We start from the raw sequence: 19,448 nt of genomic DNA on the forward strand, positions 1-19,448 counted from the left end.
GCGAATGTAAGCGACGGGCCTTTCAGACCTCGTCTACTCTGCCGGGTAGGTCTTCTCGGGCGGGGGCATCTCCTGCGGCAGCTCTATGGCCTCGATGATGTGCCCCAGGGCGCCCCCGGTCTCGAAGTACGCGTAGCCGCCCTCGCCCCGGGTGCCGATGCCCCGTCCGCTTTGTAGCAGCCGGTAGCCCTTCGACTCCATGTCCCTTATGGCGGCGTCGAGGTCGTCGACGAAGTAGCCGAGGTGGTGAAGGCCCTCGCCGTGCTCGTCCAGAAACTCCTGGTAGGAGTTGGGGCCCCGGACCGGCTCTATAAGCTCGTACATCATCCCGCCGAGGTCGGCGAGGGCGAGCTTCATGCTGTAGCCCTGCTCCTCGCCGCGGAAGGTCATGCCTTTGATCCAGTCCGGGCTGAAGGTATAGACCCTCCACGGCCCGATCCCGAACTCCTCCACGTACCTCTTCATCGAAGCGTCGAGGTCGCGCACGACGACGGCGACCTGATCCACCGACGCGAACCCACCAGCTGACCCGACCATGCCGATCTCCCCTCTCCCGAAAACCCCTATTCTCGCAACCCGCCTCACTATACCGGGGCCGTCTTCCGAGGCAAGCATCTGCGGGGCCCCGACAGGGCTCTCGTACCGCTCCGTGCCCTCGCCTTTCTCCTTGACGCGGGGCCCGGTGGCCGCGCATCATGTATCCGGAGTCACAAGGAAAGGAGACTTCGTGGTGGAGAGGAACGGTTCGGCCAGGGTCGCGCTGGTCACGGGGGCGGCGAGGGGCATCGGGCGGGGGATCGCGCTGCGGCTCGCCGAGGACGGTCTCGACGTCGCGGTCAACGACGTCGGGGCGAACGAGGAGGGTCTGAACGAGGTCGCGGAGGAGATCCGGGGCGTGGGGAGGCGAACGGCGACGATCGTCGCGGACGTCTCGCGGGCCGACGAGGTCGAGGGGATGGTCGGGCGCGTGGCCGAGGAGCTCGGCAGGCTCGACGTGATGGTCGCGAACGCCGGGGTCGCGCAGGTCGCGCCGCTTCTGGAGGTAACGCCGGAAGACTTCGACCGGCTGATGGCCGTCAACCTCAAGGGCGTCTTCCTCTGCTACACGGCGGCGGCGCGGCAGATGATCCGGCAGGGCGGGGGCGGCAAGATCATCGGCGCCGCTTCTATAGCCGCCCACAAGGGCTTCGCGATGCTCGGGCACTACTCGGCCTCGAAGTGGGGCGTGCGCGGGCTCACACAGGCGGCGGCGCAGGAGTGGGCCGAGCACGGCATCACCGTCAACGCCTACTGCCCCGGGATCGTCGGCACGGCGATGTGGGACCTTATAGACGAGAAGCTCTCGGAGCACATGGGCATCGAGAAGGGCGGGGCCATAAAGCAGTACTCCGAGCTTATCGCCCTCGGGCGCGTGGAGACGCCGGAGGACGTGGCGTCGTTCGTCTCGTACCTGGCGTCGGGGGATTCCGACTACATGACCGGCCAGTCCGTGATGATCGACGGCGGCATCATCTTCTCCTGAGCGGGGGTTTCGTAGGTCCGAAGCGGTTCTTGACGCTGATACCGGCACGATTTATCGTGCTGCCACAAACGTTCCTTGGGGAAGGAAGGAGGCTCCATGACCGAAGCCGAGGTTGCTGGCGCGAGAGAGCGTCACGGAGAGCTCGACAAGGCGGCCCTGCTCGACGCCTACCGGACCATGCGTACGATCCGGGACTTCGAGGAGCGGCTGCACACGGAGTTCGCGACGGGTGAGATCCCGGGCTTCGTCCACCTCTACGCCGGCGAGGAGGCGATCGCGGCGGGCTTCATGGCCCACCTCGACGGCGACGACTACGTAGCCTCGACGCACCGCGGCCACGGGCACTCCATCGCCAAGGGCTGCGACGTCAAGGGGATGATGCTCGAGATCTACGGCAAGGACGGCGGCATCTGCCGGGGCAAGGGCGGCTCGATGCACATCGCCGACCTCGACAAGGGGATGCTCGGGGCGAACGGGATCGTCGGCGGCGGGCCGCCGCTGGTCTGCGGCGTCGGTCTCTCCGCAAAGGTGCGCGGCACCGATCAGGTCGCCATCTCCTTTACCGGCGACGGCGGCGCGAACCAGGGCACGGTCTTCGAGAGCATGAACCTCGCGAGCGCGTGGGACCTTCCGGTCATCTTCGTGATCGAGAACAACGGCTACGCCGAGGCGACCGCCCAGGCGTTCTCCTCGAAGGGCATCGACATCGCCAAGAGGGCGGACGGCTTCAGCATGCCCGGTGTCGTCGTGGACGGCCACGACTTCTTCGCCGTCCACGAGGCCGCGGGCGAGGCCATCAGGCGGGCGCGCGAGGGCGGCGGGCCGTCGCTCATCGAGTGCAAGGTCAACCGCTACTACGGCCACTTCGAGGGCGACGCGCAGACGTATCGCGCCGACAACGAGGTAGAGAACATCCGCAAGGAGAAGGACTGCCTGATGCTCTTCCGCCAGCGCGTCACGAGCGCGGGGCTCATCGAGGAGAGCGAGCTCGACAAGATCGACGAAGAGGTCAAGAACCTCATAGACGAGGCCGTCAAGGAGGCCAAGGAGGCCCCCGAGCCCACCCCGGACAAGCTGCTCACCGACGTCTACGTCTCTTACTAGAGCCTTCCGGCCTGCCAGCGCTCGGGCTCGTCGGAGGCGGCGCGCTGGCAGGTTGAGGGCTCTCCGATATCAAGGAGGAACATCTTGGCGCGCAGGATCAGCTACATGAACGCGATCAACGAGGCGATGGCGCAGGAGATGGAGCGCGACTCGACCGTCGTCGTCTTCGGCGAGGACAACGTCGGCGGGACGGGGAGCCCGGGCGAGATGGACGCCTGGGGCGGCGTCATGGGCGTCACCAAGGGCTCTACGGGAAGTTCCCGAACCAGATCCTCGACACCCCGATCAGCGAGTCGGCCTTTATCGGGGCGGCGGCGGGGGCAGCGGCTTCCGGCTTGAGGCCGATCGCGGAGCTTATGTTCGTGGACTTTATGGGCGTCTGCTTCGACCAGATCTACAACCAGGCCGCGAAGTTCCGCTACATGTTCGGCGGCAAGGCCGTCACGCCGATGGTCATACGGACGATGTACGGCGCGGGCATCCGGGCGGCGGCCCAGCACTCGCAGGCCCTCTACCCGATCTTCACGCACATCCCCGGCCTCAAGGTCGTCATCCCGTCCAACCCGTACGACGCCAAGGGGCTCATGATCGCCGCGATCCGCGACGACGACCCCGTGATCTTCTTCGAGAACAAGGTCCTCTACGCGGTCGAGGGCGACGTGCCGGAGGAGCCCTACACGATTCCGCTGGGCGAGGCCGAGATCGTGCGCGAGGGCGAGGACGTCACGATCGTCGCCATAGGCCGGATGGTCTCGATGGCCGAGCAGGCGGCGGCCTCTCTAGCCGACGACGGGATAGAGGTCGAGATCGTGGACCCCAGGACGACCTCGCCGCTGGACACGGACACGATCTACGAGAGCATCGAGAACACGGGCCGCCTCGTGGTCGTGGACGAGTCCAACCCCAGGTGCAGCCTGGCCTCGGACATCGTCTCGCTCGTTACCCAGAACTGCTTCGAGCACCTGAAGTCCGCCCCGCAGATGGTGACGGCCCCGCACACCCCGCCGCCGTTCTCCGGCTCCCTCGAGGACCTGTACGTCCCCGACCCCGAGAAGGTCGCGAACGCCGTCAGGCAGACGGTCGGCCAGGGAGTGGCTTCTTGAGCGAAACGAAAGGGCTCACCAAGCTCGGCATGCCCAAATGGGGCCTCTCGATGACGGAGGGGACCGTCGTCCAGTGGCTCGTCGAGGAGGGCGCAGAGCTGAACAACGGCGACGAGGTCGTCGAGGTGGAGAGCGAGAAGATAAACAACGCCGTCGAGACGCCCAGCCCCGGCGTCTTGCGGCGCCGGGTCGCGAAGGAGGGCGACGTCCTCCCCGTCGGGGGGCTCCTCGGCGTGATCGCCGACGCCTCCGTCACGGACGAAGAGATAGATGCGTACGTAGAAGAGTTCCAGGCGACCTTCGTCCCCGAAGAGGAGGAGGCGGGCGGCCCCGAGCCCCAGACGGTCGAGATCGGCGGCAGGAACATACAGTACCTCGCGGTCGGCGAGGGCGAGGGCACGCCCCTGGTCCTCCTGCACGGCTTCGGCGGCGACATCAACATCTGGGTCTTCAACCAGGAGGCGCTGGCCGAGGGCGGACGGACCGTCTACGCGGTCGACCTCCCCGGCCACGGCGGCTCCACCAAGGACGTCGGCGAGGGCGACCTCGCCTCGCTCGTGAACGTCGTCGCGGGCTTCATGGACGAGATGGGGGTGGAGAAGGCGCACCTCTTCGGGCACTCGATGGGCGGGGCGGTCGCGGCCTCGTTCGCCATCGGGCACCCCGAGAGGGTCCGGTCGCTCTCGCTTATCGCGAGCGCGGGGCTTGGGGAGGAGATCAACGGCGAGTACATCGAGGGCTTTATCGCGGCGAACCGGCGCAAGGAGATGAAGAGCACGCTCGGGCTCCTCTTCGCCAACCCCGACCTCGTGAACCGCCAGCTTGTAAACGACGTCATCCGGTTCAAGCGGCTCGACGGGGTGGACGAGGCGCTCCGCAGGCTCGCCGACAACCTCTTCCCGGACGGGAAGCAGGCCGACGTCCCCGACCTCTCCGGGGTCGAGGTGCCGATGCTCGTCGTGTGGGGCCGGGAGGACAGGATCCTGCCGGTCTCCCACTCCGAGAACGCGCCCCAGAACGCCCGCGTCGAGGTCCTCGACGAGACGGGCCACATGCCCCAGATGGAGGCCGCGGGGCAGACGAACCGCATAATCGGGGAGTTTCTAGATAGCCAGGAGGGATAGCGGCGTGGCGGACGCCGGCACTGTGACGGTCGGCGTCATAGCTAACCCCGCCTCGGGCCGGGACATACGGAGGCTCGTCTCGGGGGCCTCCGTCTTCGACAACGGCGAGAAGGGCAACATGGTCTACCGCTTCATGGTCGGCCTCGCCGCCGTGGGCGTCGGCCGCGTCCTTATGATGCCCGCAGCCTCCGGCCTCTACGACAGCCTGGAGCGGACCTTGAGGGCGGCCGGGCGGAGCTCCGTGGAGGAGAAGCGCCCGATGCCGGAGCTGGAGCTCGTGGAGATGACCGTCCGCCACACCGCCCGCGACACGATCGACGCCCTCGCCGAGATGGGCCGGAGGAGCGTCGCCGCGATCGTGGTCCTCGGCGGCGACGGCACGAGCCGCGTCGTCGCGCGCCACTGCTCCGCCGACACGCCGCTGTGTACCCTCTCCACGGGCACCAACAACGCCTTCCCGGAGATGCGCGAGGCGACCGTGGCCGGCATGGCGACGGGCCTCGTGGCGACGGGGCGCGTCGGGGAAGAGGCTCTGCGGCGAGAGAAGATCCTGCGCGTCGGCCTCAACGGCGACGACCGCCACGACTGCGCCCTCGTGGACGTGGCGGTGAACTCGGAGCGCTTCGTCGGGGCCCGCGCGCTCTGGCGCCCGCGCAACATCTCGGAGATCGTGGTCTCCTCCGCCCGCCCCGACGCCGTCGGCCTCTCCTCCATCGCCGGCCTCCTGGAGCCCACGGGCCGCGACGCCCCGCACGGCCTCCACATCCGGCTCGCCCCGCCGGCCACGGCCGAGACCGTCCTCACCGTCCCCTCGCCCCGGCCTCGTCGTCCCGGTCGGGTGGAGGAGGTCAGCCGGGTAGAGCCGGGCGAGACCGTCGCGCTCTCCCCGGCGCCGGGAGCATCGCCCTGGACGGGGAGCGGGAGATAGAGGTCGGCCCTCCGACGGGGTCGAGGTCCGCCTCGACCCGAAGGTCCCCTCACGATCGACGTCGGGGAGGCGATGCGCCAGGCCGCCCGGCGCGGCCTGTTGAACGGCGCGCTGGCGTAGGGGTCTCCCTACCGGGGGTCGAGGAAGGAGGCGACCTCGTGGTTGACCTCCCAGGCCCGCTCGATAAACACGAGGTGCCCGGCGTCGCGCAGGACTACGAGTCGGGAGTCGGGGATGGCACCCGCGAGGGCGGCGGCGTTCCCGACGGGGACGTAGCGGTCGCCGGCGCCGTGGATCACGAGCGTCGGCGCCTTGATCTGCCCGAGGTCGCGCGACGAGTCGAAGCGGGCCCCGGCCAGGGCTTGCTCGTAGTAGCCCGAGAAGGACGGCGAGTTCGCCATGCGCCAGCGGACGAGGTGCTCGAACTCCTCGGGGTGCTCGGCCCGGTAGGAGTGCGAGGTGGCCGTCTCGAGGCCCCTGCGCATCGCGTCCCTGGCCCCGAACGAGCCCCACCCCAGCATCCTGCCGAGGGCGCCCATGGACATGTGCTCGGGCTCCCGCGCCCCGTAGCTCGTGCAGACCAGGACCAGCCCGTCCACGAGCTCCGGCCTCCCGAGCGCGAGCTTCTGGGCGACGAAGCCGCCGAGGGAGGTGCCCAGGACGTGGGCCTTCTCGACGCCGAGGTGGTCCAGGAGCGCAGACGCCTCCTCGGCGAGGTCGGCGACGCCGTGCCTCGGGTCGAGGTCCCTGTGGACGTCGAAGGTGATGGTGCGGAAGCGGCGCGAGAGCTCGGGGACCTGCTTGAACCAGCCCCAGCGCCCGAAACCGAGCCCGCTGATGAGCAGGAGATCCGGCCCCTCGCCCTGCACGTCGTAATCTATGCTGGCCTCCCGCGAGAGCATTACCGGCACGGCGTTGCCCCTTCCCCCACGGCACGAACCGCCCGAGCCGAACACGGCTTCGACCCCTCGTAAGACGACACGCCCCTACCGGAGCCAGACCTCAACAAACCCTGCACAGCGCGACGCTCGGGCCTCTGCGCGAGACCACCTTCGGCGCTGTATGTGTAAATCGCACATAGCATTCCCAGATGCTACCCCGGCCCGCGGGTGTTTCAAGACGGGGTCGTACACACAACAGGCCATTTTGCGGGTAGTTTGGGCGCTAGTTCACGCGTGCGTTGGGGCACGAGCGCGGGCAGAGTAGGCTCGGACCCCACCCGCGAAAGCCGATCTCGGGCCGGGTCGCGCCCCTTCCGCGCCCCTACCCGGCGGTGGTCGCGCCGGACGTATGTCGGAGGGCCGACGCTGTGGGGCAGCCCCTGGGCTCAGCCTCCCGCGGATGCCATGCCGCCTGCGTCGCGGCGGCTGCGGTTGCGCTCTTTCTCGATCTCCAGCTCCAGCTCCTCAGGGGAGAGCCGTCCGGCCTCGCGCCTGCGTCCTTCGAGCCTTCGGAGGTACTCGTCGTTGGCGTTGAGACGTTCGATCAGGGCGCGCCTGCGCTCCCGCCGCAGCCGGACCCCTTCTCCCCCGCGTCCATCGACCATCGTGCCGTCCCTTCGTCCGACGCCTCACCCTTCCGGAGACATACACGGGAGGGCGTCCGTCCGCAACGGACGCCCTCCCGGCTCGTCTACTCCAGAAGCTACGGGCGAGACCGTTCAGCCTACGCTCGGGGAGCCGCCGCCGAACTGCTGGCGTAGCTCGTCGGGGCTGATGCCGTACTTCTGGAGAAGCCCGGCGTCGTTGTCGGCGTCGAGCTTGTCGGGGAGTTCCTTGTCCGCCTCGCTGGCCTTTTCGGCGCCGCTGCGGCTCCGGATCTGCTCCACGACCATGGCCTTCGGGATCTCCACCATGTCCCTTCCTCCCTTCCGCTTGCTCCTTATGTCATAAGAGTAAGGGCTCCCCCACGCTCACGCTACCCGGGGACGACGGCCAGGGGCCTCACGGGCGACCCGGTCGCCCCGACGAGCTTGAGGGGGGCGCAGACGAAGGTAAAACGGTGCGCCCCCGCCGCCGCGAGCTCGTCCGTCTTGAGGTTCTCGACGATGTGGATGCCGTGTCGGACCAGCAGGATCAGGTGCCCCGGCAGCAGGCAGCCGAGGTCGGGGTCCACGAGACCGGGGACGTCCCAGGCCATGTTGTCCGCCCCGACGGCTAGGACCCCCTTCTCCGCGAGCCAGCGCGAGGCGCCAGAGGACATGCCGGGACCGGCGAGGTAGCGCTCGGGGTCGTCCCAGAAACGGGTGTTGCCGGTGTGGACGAGCGCGACGCTCCCGGGCTCCACGCTCACGCCCTGCCCCTCGCAGCAGGCCTCGAGGTCGCGTTCGGTGACGACGCGGCCGGGTTCGAGGGCCTCGACGCCCTCCAGGGCCGCGACGTCGAGGAGGACGCCGGGGCGAGGATCGGGGGTATCTCCTCAACCCCGTGGCGGAGAAGCCGCGCGGGGACTGTGCCTCGCCAACGGGGACGTCGCCGTGGAGGGTGAGGTCCTCGGCCTGGTGGCAGAGGGCGTCGATGTGGGTGCCGGAGTGCTCCCGCAGATCACGACGCCGGCCGCCCCCGTGCGCGGGCCCGCCTCGCCGGGGCGGTACTCGTCCTCGTGGTGGCGGTGGAGGAGGTAGGAGTAGCCCGCCTGCTTGTGGGCCTCGTGGATCGGCATCTCCGCCGTGCGCGGCTGCTCCAGGTCGAAGACGCGGGAGGAGGGGCCGGGGGCCGGTGCGGGAGCACGGATCTCCATCGACGCGCCTTCCCGCTCGACGTCGGGCGCTTCTGACGCCGGAGCTTCCGCCGGGGCGTCCCCCGGGGGCTCGCGCTCCGATAGCAATTCTCCGCCGCTGCCGTAGTTCCCGGGCGGGACGTCGTGCAGGATGACCTTGATGCTCTCCCGTGGCGAGCCGGCGACCTCCTGGAGGGCGTCGGTGATCCTGCGCACCAGCTCCCTCCTCGCTTGCGTGCTGCGGCCCGCGAGCCACTCGACCCTCACGATCGGCATGCCCCTCCTCCGGTTCCTCTCGGTAGTGTTACCGGGGCAAGTCTGCCAAACCCGCGGCCAGGGTCAACGTCGACGCAGGCGCGGGTTCTATCCGGCGGGCCGAGGGGGCGAGACGCCGCTTCATCTATAATTCCGTGCGAGGTGGGCAGGGGTTCCGCGAGGTCTGGGGGAAGCTCTTGGAGAGGACGGACGGGGCAGGGGAGATACCGAACTCCGTGCGCAAGGTCGTGGTCGCCAGCTTTATCGGGACGACGATCGAGTGGTACGACTACTTTATCTACGGGACCGCGGCGGCGCTCGTCTTCCCCGCGCTCTTCTTCCCGGGCTTCGGCGAGACCACCGGGACGATCCTCTCGTACACGACGTTCGCGGTGGGGTTTCTGGCGCGGCCGCTGGGCGGGCTCGTCTTCGGGCACTACGGGGACAAGATCGGGCGCAAGTCCATGCTCGTCCTTACGCTCCTGATCATGGGCGTCGCGACCTTCCTCGTCGGGTGCCTCCCGACCTACGCGGCGATCGGGGTGGCGGCGCCGGTCCTACTCGTCGTGCTCCGCCTGCTGCAGGGGATCGGGCTCGGCGGCGAGTGGGCGGGGCCGTCTTGATGGCCGTCGAGCACTCGCCCGAGGGGAGGCGCGGCCTGAACGGGAGCTGGCCGCAGGTCGGGGTCCCGGCAGGGCTCGTGCTCGGGACGGGGTCTTCGCCCTCGCCTCGGCGCTGCCGGAGGTGACTTTCATGAGCTGGGGCTGGCGCGTGCCGTTCCTGTTGAGCGCCGTCCTGATCGCGGTCGGTTTCTTTGTGCGGCTCTCGGTGAGCGAGAGCCCGGCCTTCGGGCGGGTGCGGGAGTCGGGGACGGAGGCGCGGATGCCGATCGTCGACGTCCTCAGGACCTACCCGAGGAACGTCGCCCTCGGCGTGGGCTCCAGGATCGGTATAGACGCGGCGTTCTACGTCCTCGCCGTGTACACGCTCACCCACGTCGCGTCGAACCTGGGGCTGCCGCAGGGGCTCGGGCTCGTGGCCGTCTCCGTCGCGGCGCTCGTCGAGATCTTTACGATCCCGGCCTTCGCCTCGCTCTCGGACAGGGTGGGGCGGCGCCCGCTCCTGATCTTCGGGGCCGCCTTTATGGGGCTGTGGACCTTCGCGCTCTTCGGGCTCCTGAACACGAGGGCCCCGGTCCTCGTGATAGTGGCGATCGTCGTGGGGCTCGCCGTTGGGCACGCCGCCGTCTACGGGGTGCAGGGCAGCTTCTACGCCGAGCTCTTCGGGACGAGGGTGCGCTACTCGGGGGCCTCATTCAGCTACCAGATCTCCGGCATCTTCGGCGGCGCCCTCGCCCCCATCGTCGCGACCGCCCTCTACCCCGTGGGCGGGACCGCCCTGATCTCCGCCTACATCGCGGCCCTGTGCCTCCTGAGCGTGGTCTGCTACGCCCTCGCGGAGGAGACGTTCCGCAAGGACATAGACGCCGACGAGGAAGAGGAGCGCCGGCTCGTCGCCGAACAGGGCGGGCGGGCTTGAGGGGCGACGCCGTGCGGCTCGGGGTGGACGTCGGCGGGACTTTCACGGACCTCGTCGCCCTCTCGGAGGGCCGCCTCGTGACCGCTAAGGTGCCCTCGACGCCGCGCGACCAGTCCCAGGGCGTGATGAACGCCGTGGGCGCCTCCGGGGTGGAGGCCCCGGCGGTCGTCGCCCTCGCCCACGGGATGACGGTCGCCACCAACGCCCTCCTGGAGCGGCGCGGGGCCCGCACGGCGCTCGTGACGACGGAGGGGTTCAGGGACGTGCTGGAGATCGCGCGCCAGAACCGGCCCTCCCTCTACGACCTGGCCCGGGATCGGCCCCCCACCCTCGTCCCGCGCGATCTCCGCTTCACCGTGAGGGAGCGGATGGGGCCGGAGGGCGAGATCGAGCCGCTCGACGAAGAGAGCCTTGGGGAGGCCGTCGCCGCCGTCCGCGGGGCGGAGGTCGAAGCGGTGGCGGTCTGTCTCCTGTTCGCGTTCGCGCACCCGGAGCACGAGAGGCGCGTCGGGGAGGTGTTGAGGGAGGCGCTCCCGGAGATCCACGTCTCCCTCTCGAGCGAGGTGCTGCCGGAGTTTCGCGAGTACGAGCGGTTCTCGACGACCGCGGCCGACGCGTACCTGGGCCCGCGGCTCGCCGCCTACCTGAGGAACCTCGCGGGGAAGGCGAAGGAGGCGGGGGTCCCCGCGCCCCTGATCATGCAGTCCTCCGGCGGCGTCGTCCCGATAAACGATGCGATCTCCGACGCGGCGGGCTGCGTCCTCTCGGGACCGGCGGGCGGGGTCGTGGGGGCCGCGTACGTGGGAGCTCTCGGCGGCTATGGGGACCTGCTGAGCTTCGACATGGGCGGGACGAGCACGGACGTCGCGGCGATCATAGACGGCGAGGCCCAGACGACGACCGAGACGGTGGTCGCCGGCGTCCCCATAAAGCTGCCGATGGTCGACGTCCACACGGTGAGCGCGGGCGGCGGCTCGATCGCCTGGGCGGACGCCGGCGGAGCCCTGCGCGTCGGCCCCCACTCGGCCGGGGCCGAGCCGGGCCCCGCCGCCTACGGCAAGGGCGGCACGGAGCCGACCGTCACGGACGCGAACCTCTACCTCGGCTACCTGCCCGACGGCGCGAAGCTCGGCGGCGAGGTGGTCCTGAGCCGCGAGCGCTCGGAGGAGGCGCTCCGGAAGCTCGGCGAGGGAGTGGGGCTGGACGCCTCGGAGGTGGCCCTGGGGATCGTGCGGGTCGCCAACGCCGAGATGGTGCGGGCGCTCCGGGTCATCAGCGTCGAGCGCGGCCTCGACCCGCGCGAGTTCGCCCTCCTCGCCTTCGGCGGCGCCGGGGGCATGCACGCCTGCTCCCTGGCCGAGGAGCTCGGCATGGAGACGGTCCTCATCCCGCGCGCGGGCGGCGTCCTGAGCGCCCTGGGGCTCGCCATCTCCGACCTCCGGCGCGACTACGTGCGGCCGTACCTCACGGGCCTCGCCGACGCGGAGGCCGGGGAGGTGGAGCGCCGGTTCGGGGAGATGGAGGGGGCCGCCGCGAAGGACCTCGACGGGCCGCAGTTCACGCGCCGGGCGGACCTGCGCTACGGGGGGCAGTCCTTCGAGCTTACGGTGGAGGCCGGCGCCTTCGACGGCCTGGAGGCTCGTTTCCACGACGCCCACGAGAGGCGCTACGGCTACCGGATGGACGGCGAGCGCGTGGAGCTCGTGAACCTGAGGCTCGTAGCGACGGTGCCCGTCGAGAAGCCGGCCCTGGAAGAGGGGCCGCAGGAAAGGGACGCGGAGGCGGGGCGCCGGGGGGCGAGCTTCGACGAGGGCGGCGCGTCCCTCGTGGAGGTCCCCGTGCTGGACCGGGAGGGGATGGGCAGGGGATCGGAGGTCTCGGGGCCGGCGATAGTGGAGTTCGGGGAGGCGACCTGCGTGGTGAGACCCGGGTGGCGGGGAACGGTGGACGGGGTCGGGACGCTCGTCCTGGAGAGGGGGCGGTAATTTGGACCCCGTAACCCTCTCCGTACTCGCGAGCGCTCTGGGCGGGATCGCCGAGGAGATGGGGGCGGTCCTGATCCGGGGCGCCTACTCGTCGAACATAAAGGAGCGGCGCGACTGCTCGACGGCCCTCTTCGACGCGAAGGGGCGGATGGTCGCCCAGGCCGAGCACATCCCGGTCCACCTCGGCGCGATGCCCGAGGCGGTCGCCGCGGTGATGGGCAGGAGCCCCGAGCCCGGCGACGTCTTCGCCATAAACGACCCGTACTCCGGCGGGACCCACCTGCCGGACATCACGCTCGTCTCCCCCGTGGCCCACGAGGGCGGGATCGTCGGCTACGCCGTCACCAGGGCGCACCACTCGGACGTCGGCGGGATGCGGCCCGGGAGCATGCCGAGCGACTCGCGCGAGATCTACGGGGAGGGCATCATCATCCCCCCGGTCCGCCTCGTGCGCCGCGGGGAGTACGTCGACGACGTGCTGGACCTCCTCCTGGCGAACGTCCGCACCCCGGCGCTCAGGCGCGGGGACCTGCGCGCTCAGATCGCCGCGAACAACATCGCGGGGGTCCGCGTCGGCGAGCTGATCCAGCGTCGCGGCGAGGACGTGGTCCTGGAGGCGTTCGACGAGGTGATCTCCTACACCGAGAAGCGCACCCGCGAGGCGATAAGGGACCTCCCGGACGGCGAGTTCTCGGCCGAGGACTTTCTCGAAGGGGACGGCACGACGGACGAGGACATCCCGGTGAGGGCGACCGTGAGGGTGGACGGCGACGGGATGACGGTGGACTTCGCCGGCACCTCGGGCGCCGTCCGGGGCAACGTCAACTGCCCGCTGCCGGTGACCCGCTCGGCGTGCTACTTCGCCCTGCGCGTCCTCCTCCCCAAGGACGTCCCGGCGAACGCGGGGACCTACGCCCCGCTGGAGATCAGGGCCCCCGAGGGGAGCCTCGTCAACGCGAAGAGGCCCTCGGCGGTCGTCGCCGGCAACGTAGAGACGAGCAACAGGATCGCCGACACCGTCCTCGCGGCCCTCTCCGGCTTCGCCCCGGACGATCTGCCGGCCCAGGGGCAGGGGACGATGAACAACGTGATCATCGGCGGCTCCGGGGCCGGGGGCTGGACGTACTACGAGACGATCGGGGGCGGCCAGGGGGCGAGCCGCAGGGGCCCCGGGCCCTCGGGCGTGCACGTCGGGATGAGCAACACCCTGAACACCCCCGTCGAGGCCTTCGAGCTCGAGTACCCGATGCGCGTGCGGCGCTACGAGCTCCTCTACGGCTCCGGCGGCGCGGGCGAGCACCGCGGCGGCGACGGCATCGTCCGCTCGATCGAGGTGCTCGAAGGGGGGGCGAGCTTGTCGCTCTTGACGGACCGGCGCCGCTACGGGCCGCGCGGGACGAACGGCGGCGAGCCCGGCGCGGTCGGCGAGAACCTCCTGAACGGCGAGGGGCTGCCGGCGAAGACGAGCCGGGAGCTGGAGGCCGGCGACGTCGTCACGGTGAAGACGCCGGGCGGCGGCGGGTACGGGCGGGAGGAGCCCGGGTAGCGTCTTCCAGATCTAGGGGGATCGTTTACCATTGAAGGCATGACGAACGTCGCGCGAAGCTTTGGTACCATGCCGCCCCTCCCGCCCGGTCCGAGGGGCAGCTTTCTGACCGGGAACCTCCCGGAGTACGTGCCGGACCAGCTCGGGTTTCTGGAGCGGTGCGCGAGGGAGTACGGGGACGTGACCCGGCTCAGGTTTCTGAACGTGCCGCTCTACCTCCTGAGCCACCCCGACCACGTCGAGTACGTGCTGGTCCGGAACAACCGCAACTTCATCAAGGACCGGGCGGAGCGCTCGGGGCTGCGGTTTCTGGGGCAGGGCCTCCTGACGAGCGAGGGGGACTACTGGCGGCGCCAGCGCAGGCTCGCCCAGCCGGCGTTCCACCGGCAGAGGATCTCGGCCTACGGCCGGACGATGGTCGAGAGCGCCGAAGGGTTGCTCGACGCCTCGTGGCGGGACGGCGCGACGCGCGGCATCCAGGAGGACATGTCTCGCCTCACCCTGGAGATCGTCTCGGCGACCCTCTTCGGCGCCTCCATGACGGAGGAGCTCGAGGAGGAGGTCGGGGAGGCGTTGGAGGTGGTGATGGGGCGCTTCACGGGCGGCGTCCTGTTCAAGGTGCCGGAGCGGATACCTACCCCCGCGAACCTCCGCTTCCGACGCGCCGTCCGGCGTCTGGAGGAGATCATCTACGGCATCATCCGCGAGCGCAGGCGCTCTCCAGGCGGGGACGGGGGCGACCTCCTCTCGATGCTCCTCGCGGCGCGCGACGAGGCGACGGGCGAGGGCATGACGGACCGCCAGCTTCGCGACGAGGTGCTGACCGTGTTTCTGGCCGGGCACGAGACCACCGCCCTGAACCTCTCGTGGACCTGGCACCTGCTCGCCGGGCACCCGGAGGTGGAGGAGAAGCTGCACGAGGAGCTCAGGGAGGTCCTGGCCGGCCGCGCCCCGGAGACCTCCGACCTCCCCAGCCTGCGCTACGCCGACGCGGTGATAAAGGAGTCCACGCGGCTCTACCCGCCCGTCTGGGGCTTCGGCCGCGAGGCGCTCGCGGACTGCGAGATCGGGGGCTACCGGGTCCCTAAAGGGACGCAGGTGGTCGTCAGCCAGTGGGTGATGCACCGCGATGAGCGCTACTTCGGGGAGCCGGAGACCTTTCGCCCGGAGCGCTGGCTGGATGGCTCGACGGACGGCCTCCCGAAATACGCGTACTTCCCCTTCGGCGGCGGACCGAGGCTGTGCATCGGCAGCGGCTTCGCGAAGATGGAGGCGGTCCTCCTGCTCGCGACGGTCGCCCGGAGGTTCCGGCTGCGGCACGCGTCGGGGCAGGAGTCGGTCAGGCCCCTGCCCTCCCTCACCCTCCGCCCGGACAACGGCCTCCGCATGGTCCTCGAAGAGCGGCGCTAGCGCGCCGCGGGGGTCCGCCCGCTCGCGGGTAGCCGTAGTCTCGTGCCTCGGTCCGCCGGGGTGTTGTTCTGGCGCGGTGGGGTAGACTCGCACGGTGCCGACGACCACCGCCACAGACGGGTCCACCGTGGTGTACGAGTCCCACGGGGAGGGACCGCCGCTGCTGCTCATCCCCGGGCTCGGGTTCGGGCCCTGGGCCTGGTTCAAGCAGGTCCCCGCGCTCTCGCGCCGCTTCCGCGTCCTGACCTTCGACCTTCGGAGCCCGCGGGACCCCGAGCACGGCGTCGCGGAGCTCGCCCGGGACGCGGCCGTGTTGCTCGAACGCTCCGGCGTGGGGAGGGCTCACGTTCTGGGCACCTCGCTGGGCGGCTTCGTGGCCCAGGAGCTCGCGCTCCGGAGGCCGGATCTCGTGGACGGTCTGGTGCTCGTCAGCACGAGCTACGGCGGCCGCGGGGACGCGCGGATGTCCCCGCGGACGCTCGCGGCGATGTTCGGGGTGGGCTCCTTCAGCCCCAGGGGTGCTGCGCGCAAGGGCTTGAAGGCCGCGACCTCCGGCGCCTACAGGTCCCGCTTCCCCGGGGAGTTCGAGGAGATCGTGAGCACGCGCCTGGCCCGCTCGCCGTCGCCCTTCTCCTACCTCCAGCAGGCGAGGGCCGGAGCGGCCTTCGACGCCTCCCCGAGGGTCCGGAACATCTCCGCGCCGACGCTCGTGATCCACGGCGCCGAGGACCGCTACGTGCCCGTCGCCAACGCCGTCGCCCTGGCCCGCGCCATCCCGAACGCGAAGCTGCGCATCCTCGACGACGCCGGCCACCTCGTCTTTATCGAGCGCGCCGAGGAGTTCAACGAGGAGGTCGCCTCCTTCCTGCTGGGCTACGAGGAGCCGGCGGCTTCCGGCGACCGGGGGCGCTCCGCCCAAGGGGGGACGCTGCCGGGCTGGGTCCGCAGCCTGCGGCGGGTCCCCGGGCGCGTGGCCCGGAAGCTGCGCGACCGCCTCTCCGGCTAGCCCGCAAGCTCCGCGGGCGCTTGCATGCAAATTACCGCACAAACAGCGGCAGAGGCCGTTCTCCGGTAGCATACGCCCATGCGAGAGATCGAGGTGGCGCGGCGGCCGGTGGAGGAAGAAGGGCTGGTCGGCACGCTGTTTCGCCCCTCCACCTCCGCCCCGTGCCCCGCCGTGATAGCGCTCGGCGGGGCCGGGGGAGGGCTCAGCGAGGGCGGGGCCGAGACGCTCGCCTCGGAGGGCTTCGCGGCGCTGTCGCTCGCCTACTTCGGGGCCGGGGGGCTGCCCCAGGAGCTCGTGGAGATCCCGCTGGAGTACTTCGAGCGGGCGCTCGCGTGGCTGAGGGCGCAGCCCGGGGTCGACGCCGAGCGCGTGGCCGTCGTGGGTAACTCGAAGGGCGGCGAGCTGGCGCTGCTCCTGGGGGCGACCTACCCGGAGGACGTCGGGGTGGTCGTCGGGTACGCGCCGAGCCCGATCGTCTGGCAGGGGATACCCTTCGACCGCGAGGTCTACTACGGCGGTCCCAGGTCGCCGTGGTCCCTCCGGGGGAGCCCCGTGGCGTTTCTTCCGCTGCCGAGGCCGCTCCCCTCCGAGCTTATCCGGATCACCGGCTCCTTTCTCGACGGCCGGCCGGTCAGCGGCCGCCCCTTCTACGAGCGGGCCCTCGCCAACGAGGCGGCCGTGGAGGCCGCGACGATCGCGGTCGAGAGGATAAACGGCCCCGTGTTGCTGGTCTCCGGGACGGGCGACGAGCTGTGGCCCTCGACCCGTTTCTCCGAGATGGTGGTGGAGAAGCTGAGGGACCACGAGCATCCCTACCCCTACGATCACCTGCGCTACGAGGGGGCGGGGCACCTGATCACGCTGCCAGGGTACGAGCCGGACTCCGGCTGGGTCAGGCGCGTCGAGCTGGGCGGGAGCCGGGAGGCGAACGAGTTCGCCAACACCGACTCCTGGCCGAAGGTTCTGGCTTTTCTGAAGGAGCATCTCGAACAAGGGGCCGGATAGGGTCCACGGCGGTCGCCGACGAGCCTGCCCCTACTGCGCAGCGACGAACTCCTCATAAGGCGTGCCGGGCATGAAGATGTCGATCTCCTCCTGCGAGAAGCGGTGCTTCCAATCCCCTTCCTCGAAAACGAAGTAGGTATCCCTGTCGATCGAGGTCCCGTCCGTGAACGTCCTGTAGACCGTTACGCCGACCACGGGGTCGGAGGCGGAACCATTGACTACGACATCGACGGAGGCTAGGTCCAACCCCTCGGAGTCGGCGAACCACTGGTTCTTGAGGTACCACTCATCCTCCGCGAACAGGGCCCGCGTCTGGGAGTCGAGGCTCTCGTAGGTGTAGCCCCAGTCTTCGCGGTCGACGGCCTCGTAGTAGGCCTCCGTAGCCTCCACGATCTCCGCTTCCGATCCGGCGTCCACCGAGATCGTTGCGCTCGGCACCTCGACCATGGACGACAGCACCTGCCTGGCGGTGTCCCCGGAAGGGTCTGGCAACGGGAGCCTCAAGGTGTAGGAGTAACCGGACTTTTGAAACTCGCCCTCCCAGAACGGTCCTTCGTTGTACCCTTCGGCCGAGGGATCCGAGTACTTCAAGTTGGCCTCGGTGCCGTCGGGCAGCGTTACGCTCTCTTCTCTCGACGGCTCGACGTCGAAAGCGGGCACCGCTCCCGGCGCAGGCTCGACCATCAAGGTCCCGACGTCGTTGGCGCCGACGTAAGAATCGAGTACGCCGCCGCCGGGTCGGTACTGGAACAGGATGCCGTACTCTTCGCCACTACGGTCGGCGTCCACCGCGACGTTGGACAGGTCCGGCGGAAGATCGGCGGGCAGCATGATGGGGGCGGTGGTCCTCGCAGCGAGGGTCGGAAGTATCTCTCCGAAGACGGGATCAGGAGCCTCGTCGGGCGTCGTGGGGGCGGCAGGCGACTCTTCGCCGGTGCTGGCCGGGGGATCTTCTGCGGGCGCTGCTTCCGGTATTGCCTGGGGAAGTGGCGCCGTAAGGTCGGCGCCGGTAGGTGCGAAGCCTGCCAACGGGTTTCCCGCGGGAGGCGAGGTCGCGAGGGCGACGGGCAGGCTTGCGGCCAGCACCGCCGATCCGGAGACCAGGGCGACGAGGAACGCGCGGCGAGGACGAGCGATGGGGAAGGCGTCGGTCCTGGAGAGGAGACCGCCGATAGCCCCTAGAACAGCACCAGCAGGGAGCAAGAGCAAGAACAACCAGGCTATAGACGCACGCAGCGTTACCTCGAGAGAGGCCGCTCCGGCCAGGGTCAAGTCAGCGCTAGCACCGGCCAGGAAGGCGGCCAGCAGCGCGATGGTCGTGTAGGGGACCGTGACGGCGGCACCCCACCACGGGCGATGCTCCGGCGCGGCTCCGCGGGCGCCGACGGCGCCGCCTATGAGAAGCCCGATGATCGGGGCAACCAGGAGGAGGCGCCACTCGTCCCCCGGAGGCCAAGCCCCGAGTAGGCCGACGCGCAGGGGCACGTCGGAGAGGGCCTCGCCCACAAGCGGCACGCCTCCGAGATCCGGCGCGTTCTGAAGGCCTGCCGGGACACCGTGCGCCAGGAGCCACAGCGTCGCCAGGGCCACGGGAAGCAACGTGAAGAACGTCCCGAGAGTTCCCAGCGTCCCGCCGCCCGGCGCCGCTGACGGGACGGCTGGCGACGATGCCTCGGTGCCCTGCGGCGACCCGCCAGTACCCAGCTCCAGGAGCGAGAGCCCGACGCTCAGCGCGAGCGCTACGGTGAGGGACACCCCCAACGCCCACAGGGCGCCGCGCACGACCTGACGGTACATGGCCGGGAGAAGCGGCTGCCCGGCGGCGGCCACCCCGAGCATCGTGCCGAGGCCGACCCAGAGGAAGCCCCGAAGGGCGGCGGAGAGCGGGCCCGGAGCGAACCGGATCGTCGCGTCACCTGCGCCGAGGGAGGCGGTACCTGAAGCGGCGAACACCGCGACCAGAAGGGCATAGGCCAGGGCCGCCGCCAGGACGAACAGGCCCGCCGTGCGAGCACGCCTACCCAGGAGCCTGCCCGCGAGGAGGGAAGCGACAAACGGGAGCAGCGCGAAGGAGGTTACGGGGAGCCCGAGGCTCAACGAGCCTCCCAGGCCGAGAAGCGCCGGGGTCGGCGGTACTTCGACGGAGACCCCGCCCCCGTGGATCAGGACGAAGAGCGCCAGCCCGACCGTACCGGGCACTGCA

At 70.2% G+C, this 19,448-nt stretch carries 18 protein-coding genes and 1 pseudogene; 12 read left to right on the forward strand and 7 right to left on the reverse strand.

Annotated elements, in window-relative coordinates:
• Positions 1-33 precede the first annotated feature (33 nt).
• Positions 34-537: a VOC family protein gene (locus GBA65_RS17005; protein WP_166397576.1), complete on the reverse strand. Its 504-nt coding sequence runs from the start codon at positions 535-537 to the stop codon at positions 34-36.
• A 190-nt stretch (positions 538-727) separates the two neighbouring features.
• Between GBA65_RS17005 and GBA65_RS17010 the strand changes: the two genes are divergently transcribed.
• The 5 genes and pseudogenes from GBA65_RS17010 to GBA65_RS17030 all read left to right on the forward strand — a co-directional run bounded on the left by GBA65_RS17010 (position 728) and on the right by GBA65_RS17030 (position 5,781).
• Positions 728-1,522 (forward strand): acetoin reductase, encoded by a 795-nt coding sequence (locus tag GBA65_RS17010; protein ID WP_207955854.1) that lies wholly within the window; start codon positions 728-730, stop codon positions 1,520-1,522.
• Between the two features lie 96 nt (positions 1,523-1,618).
• Entirely contained in the window at positions 1,619-2,626 is a 1,008-nt protein-coding gene (locus tag GBA65_RS17015; RefSeq protein ID WP_166397578.1) for a thiamine pyrophosphate-dependent dehydrogenase E1 component subunit alpha, read from the forward strand.
• An 84-nt stretch (positions 2,627-2,710) separates the two neighbouring features.
• Positions 2,711-3,729: pseudogene (locus tag GBA65_RS17020) on the forward strand (alpha-ketoacid dehydrogenase subunit beta).
• A gap of 29 nt (positions 3,730-3,758) precedes the next feature.
• Positions 3,759-4,853 carry an acetoin dehydrogenase dihydrolipoyllysine-residue acetyltransferase subunit gene (locus tag GBA65_RS17025; protein ID WP_166398575.1) on the forward strand — a complete coding sequence of 365 codons (1,095 nt, stop codon included), beginning with the start codon at positions 3,759-3,761 and terminating at the stop codon, positions 4,851-4,853.
• A 4-nt stretch (positions 4,854-4,857) separates the two neighbouring features.
• Positions 4,858-5,781 (forward strand): NAD(+)/NADH kinase, encoded by a 924-nt coding sequence (locus tag GBA65_RS17030; protein WP_166397579.1) that lies wholly within the window; start codon positions 4,858-4,860, stop codon positions 5,779-5,781.
• Between the two features lie 128 nt (positions 5,782-5,909).
• Here the strand turns inward: GBA65_RS17030 and GBA65_RS17035 are convergent, their stop codons facing one another.
• The 5 genes from GBA65_RS17035 to GBA65_RS23455 form a co-directional block, all read right to left on the reverse strand.
• Entirely contained in the window at positions 5,910-6,683 is a 774-nt protein-coding gene (locus tag GBA65_RS17035; protein ID WP_228281995.1) for an alpha/beta fold hydrolase, read from the reverse strand.
• A gap of 425 nt (positions 6,684-7,108) precedes the next feature.
• A complete protein-coding gene (locus GBA65_RS17040) occupies positions 7,109-7,327 on the reverse strand; it encodes a hypothetical protein (protein ID WP_166397581.1) in 219 nt (72 codons plus the stop codon).
• A 114-nt stretch (positions 7,328-7,441) separates the two neighbouring features.
• Positions 7,442-7,636 (reverse strand): hypothetical protein, encoded by a 195-nt coding sequence (locus GBA65_RS17045; RefSeq protein WP_166397582.1) that lies wholly within the window; start codon positions 7,634-7,636, stop codon positions 7,442-7,444.
• Between the two features lie 62 nt (positions 7,637-7,698).
• Positions 7,699-8,151: a cyclase family protein gene (locus GBA65_RS23450; protein WP_207956368.1), complete on the reverse strand. Its 453-nt coding sequence runs from the start codon at positions 8,149-8,151 to the stop codon at positions 7,699-7,701.
• Positions 8,152-8,199: 48 nt separating this feature from the next.
• On the reverse strand, positions 8,200-8,775 hold the full coding sequence (locus tag GBA65_RS23455) for a tautomerase family protein (protein ID WP_207955856.1): 576 nt from the start codon (positions 8,773-8,775) through the stop codon (positions 8,200-8,202).
• 176 nt (positions 8,776-8,951) lie between these two features.
• Between GBA65_RS23455 and GBA65_RS24565 the strand changes: the two genes are divergently transcribed.
• The 7 genes from GBA65_RS24565 to GBA65_RS17085 all read left to right on the forward strand — a co-directional run bounded on the left by GBA65_RS24565 (position 8,952) and on the right by GBA65_RS17085 (position 17,245).
• Entirely contained in the window at positions 8,952-9,377 is a 426-nt protein-coding gene (locus GBA65_RS24565; protein ID WP_228281434.1) for an MFS transporter, read from the forward strand.
• A 130-nt stretch (positions 9,378-9,507) separates the two neighbouring features.
• Entirely contained in the window at positions 9,508-10,293 is a 786-nt protein-coding gene (locus tag GBA65_RS24570; protein ID WP_266096504.1) for an MFS transporter, read from the forward strand.
• On the forward strand, positions 10,290-12,278 hold the full coding sequence (locus GBA65_RS17065; RefSeq protein ID WP_166397583.1) for a hydantoinase/oxoprolinase family protein: 1,989 nt from the start codon (positions 10,290-10,292) through the stop codon (positions 12,276-12,278). Before GBA65_RS24570 ends, GBA65_RS17065 begins: the two co-directional genes overlap by 4 nt.
• A gap of 1 nt (position 12,279) precedes the next feature.
• Positions 12,280-13,824, forward strand: coding sequence for a hydantoinase B/oxoprolinase family protein (locus tag GBA65_RS17070; protein WP_166397584.1), 1,545 nt, complete (start codon positions 12,280-12,282; stop codon positions 13,822-13,824).
• Between the two features lie 69 nt (positions 13,825-13,893).
• Positions 13,894-15,234, forward strand: coding sequence for a cytochrome P450 (locus GBA65_RS17075; protein WP_207955857.1), 1,341 nt, complete (start codon positions 13,894-13,896; stop codon positions 15,232-15,234).
• Between the two features lie 94 nt (positions 15,235-15,328).
• Positions 15,329-16,240, forward strand: coding sequence for an alpha/beta fold hydrolase (locus tag GBA65_RS17080; RefSeq protein WP_166397586.1), 912 nt, complete (start codon positions 15,329-15,331; stop codon positions 16,238-16,240).
• Positions 16,241-16,318: 78 nt separating this feature from the next.
• Positions 16,319-17,245, forward strand: coding sequence for an acyl-CoA thioester hydrolase/BAAT C-terminal domain-containing protein (locus GBA65_RS17085; RefSeq protein WP_166397587.1), 927 nt, complete (start codon positions 16,319-16,321; stop codon positions 17,243-17,245).
• Positions 17,246-17,275: 30 nt separating this feature from the next.
• On the opposite strand, the gene GBA65_RS17090 is transcribed toward GBA65_RS17085, so the two are convergent.
• The gene (locus GBA65_RS17090; protein ID WP_166397588.1) at positions 17,276-19,444 is read right to left on the reverse strand and encodes a hypothetical protein; all 2,169 of its coding nucleotides are present in this window, start codon (positions 19,442-19,444) and stop codon (positions 17,276-17,278) included.
• Positions 19,445-19,448: the final 4 nt, after the last annotated feature.

Source organism: Rubrobacter marinus, from assembly GCF_011492965.1.
GTDB lineage: Bacteria > Actinomycetota > Rubrobacteria > Rubrobacterales > Rubrobacteraceae > Rubrobacter_F > Rubrobacter_F marinus.

What these genes read in the sequence shown, in the direction of transcription:
- GBA65_RS17015 (WP_166397578.1), top strand. Translation starts at nt 1,619, where the DNA reads ATGACCGAAGCCGAGGTTGCTGGCGCGAGAGAGCGTCACGGAGAGCTC.
- GBA65_RS17025 (WP_166398575.1), top strand. Translation starts at nt 3,759, where the DNA reads ATGCCCAAATGGGGCCTCTCGATGACGGAGGGGACCGTCGTCCAGTGG.
- GBA65_RS17040 (WP_166397581.1), bottom strand. Translation starts at nt 7,327, where the DNA reads ATGGTCGATGGACGCGGGGGAGAAGGGGTCCGGCTGCGGCGGGAGCGC.
- GBA65_RS17005 (WP_166397576.1), bottom strand. Translation starts at nt 537, where the DNA reads ATGGTCGGGTCAGCTGGTGGGTTCGCGTCGGTGGATCAGGTCGCCGTC.
- GBA65_RS17075 (WP_207955857.1), top strand. Translation starts at nt 13,894, where the DNA reads ATGCCGCCCCTCCCGCCCGGTCCGAGGGGCAGCTTTCTGACCGGGAAC.
- GBA65_RS17045 (WP_166397582.1), bottom strand. Translation starts at nt 7,636, where the DNA reads ATGGTGGAGATCCCGAAGGCCATGGTCGTGGAGCAGATCCGGAGCCGC.
- GBA65_RS17035 (WP_228281995.1), bottom strand. Translation starts at nt 6,683, where the DNA reads ATGCTCTCGCGGGAGGCCAGCATAGATTACGACGTGCAGGGCGAGGGG.
- GBA65_RS17085 (WP_166397587.1), top strand. Translation starts at nt 16,319, where the DNA reads ATGCGAGAGATCGAGGTGGCGCGGCGGCCGGTGGAGGAAGAAGGGCTG.
- GBA65_RS24570 (WP_266096504.1), top strand. Translation starts at nt 9,508, where the DNA reads ATGAGCTGGGGCTGGCGCGTGCCGTTCCTGTTGAGCGCCGTCCTGATC.
- GBA65_RS23455 (WP_207955856.1), bottom strand. Translation starts at nt 8,775, where the DNA reads ATGCCGATCGTGAGGGTCGAGTGGCTCGCGGGCCGCAGCACGCAAGCG.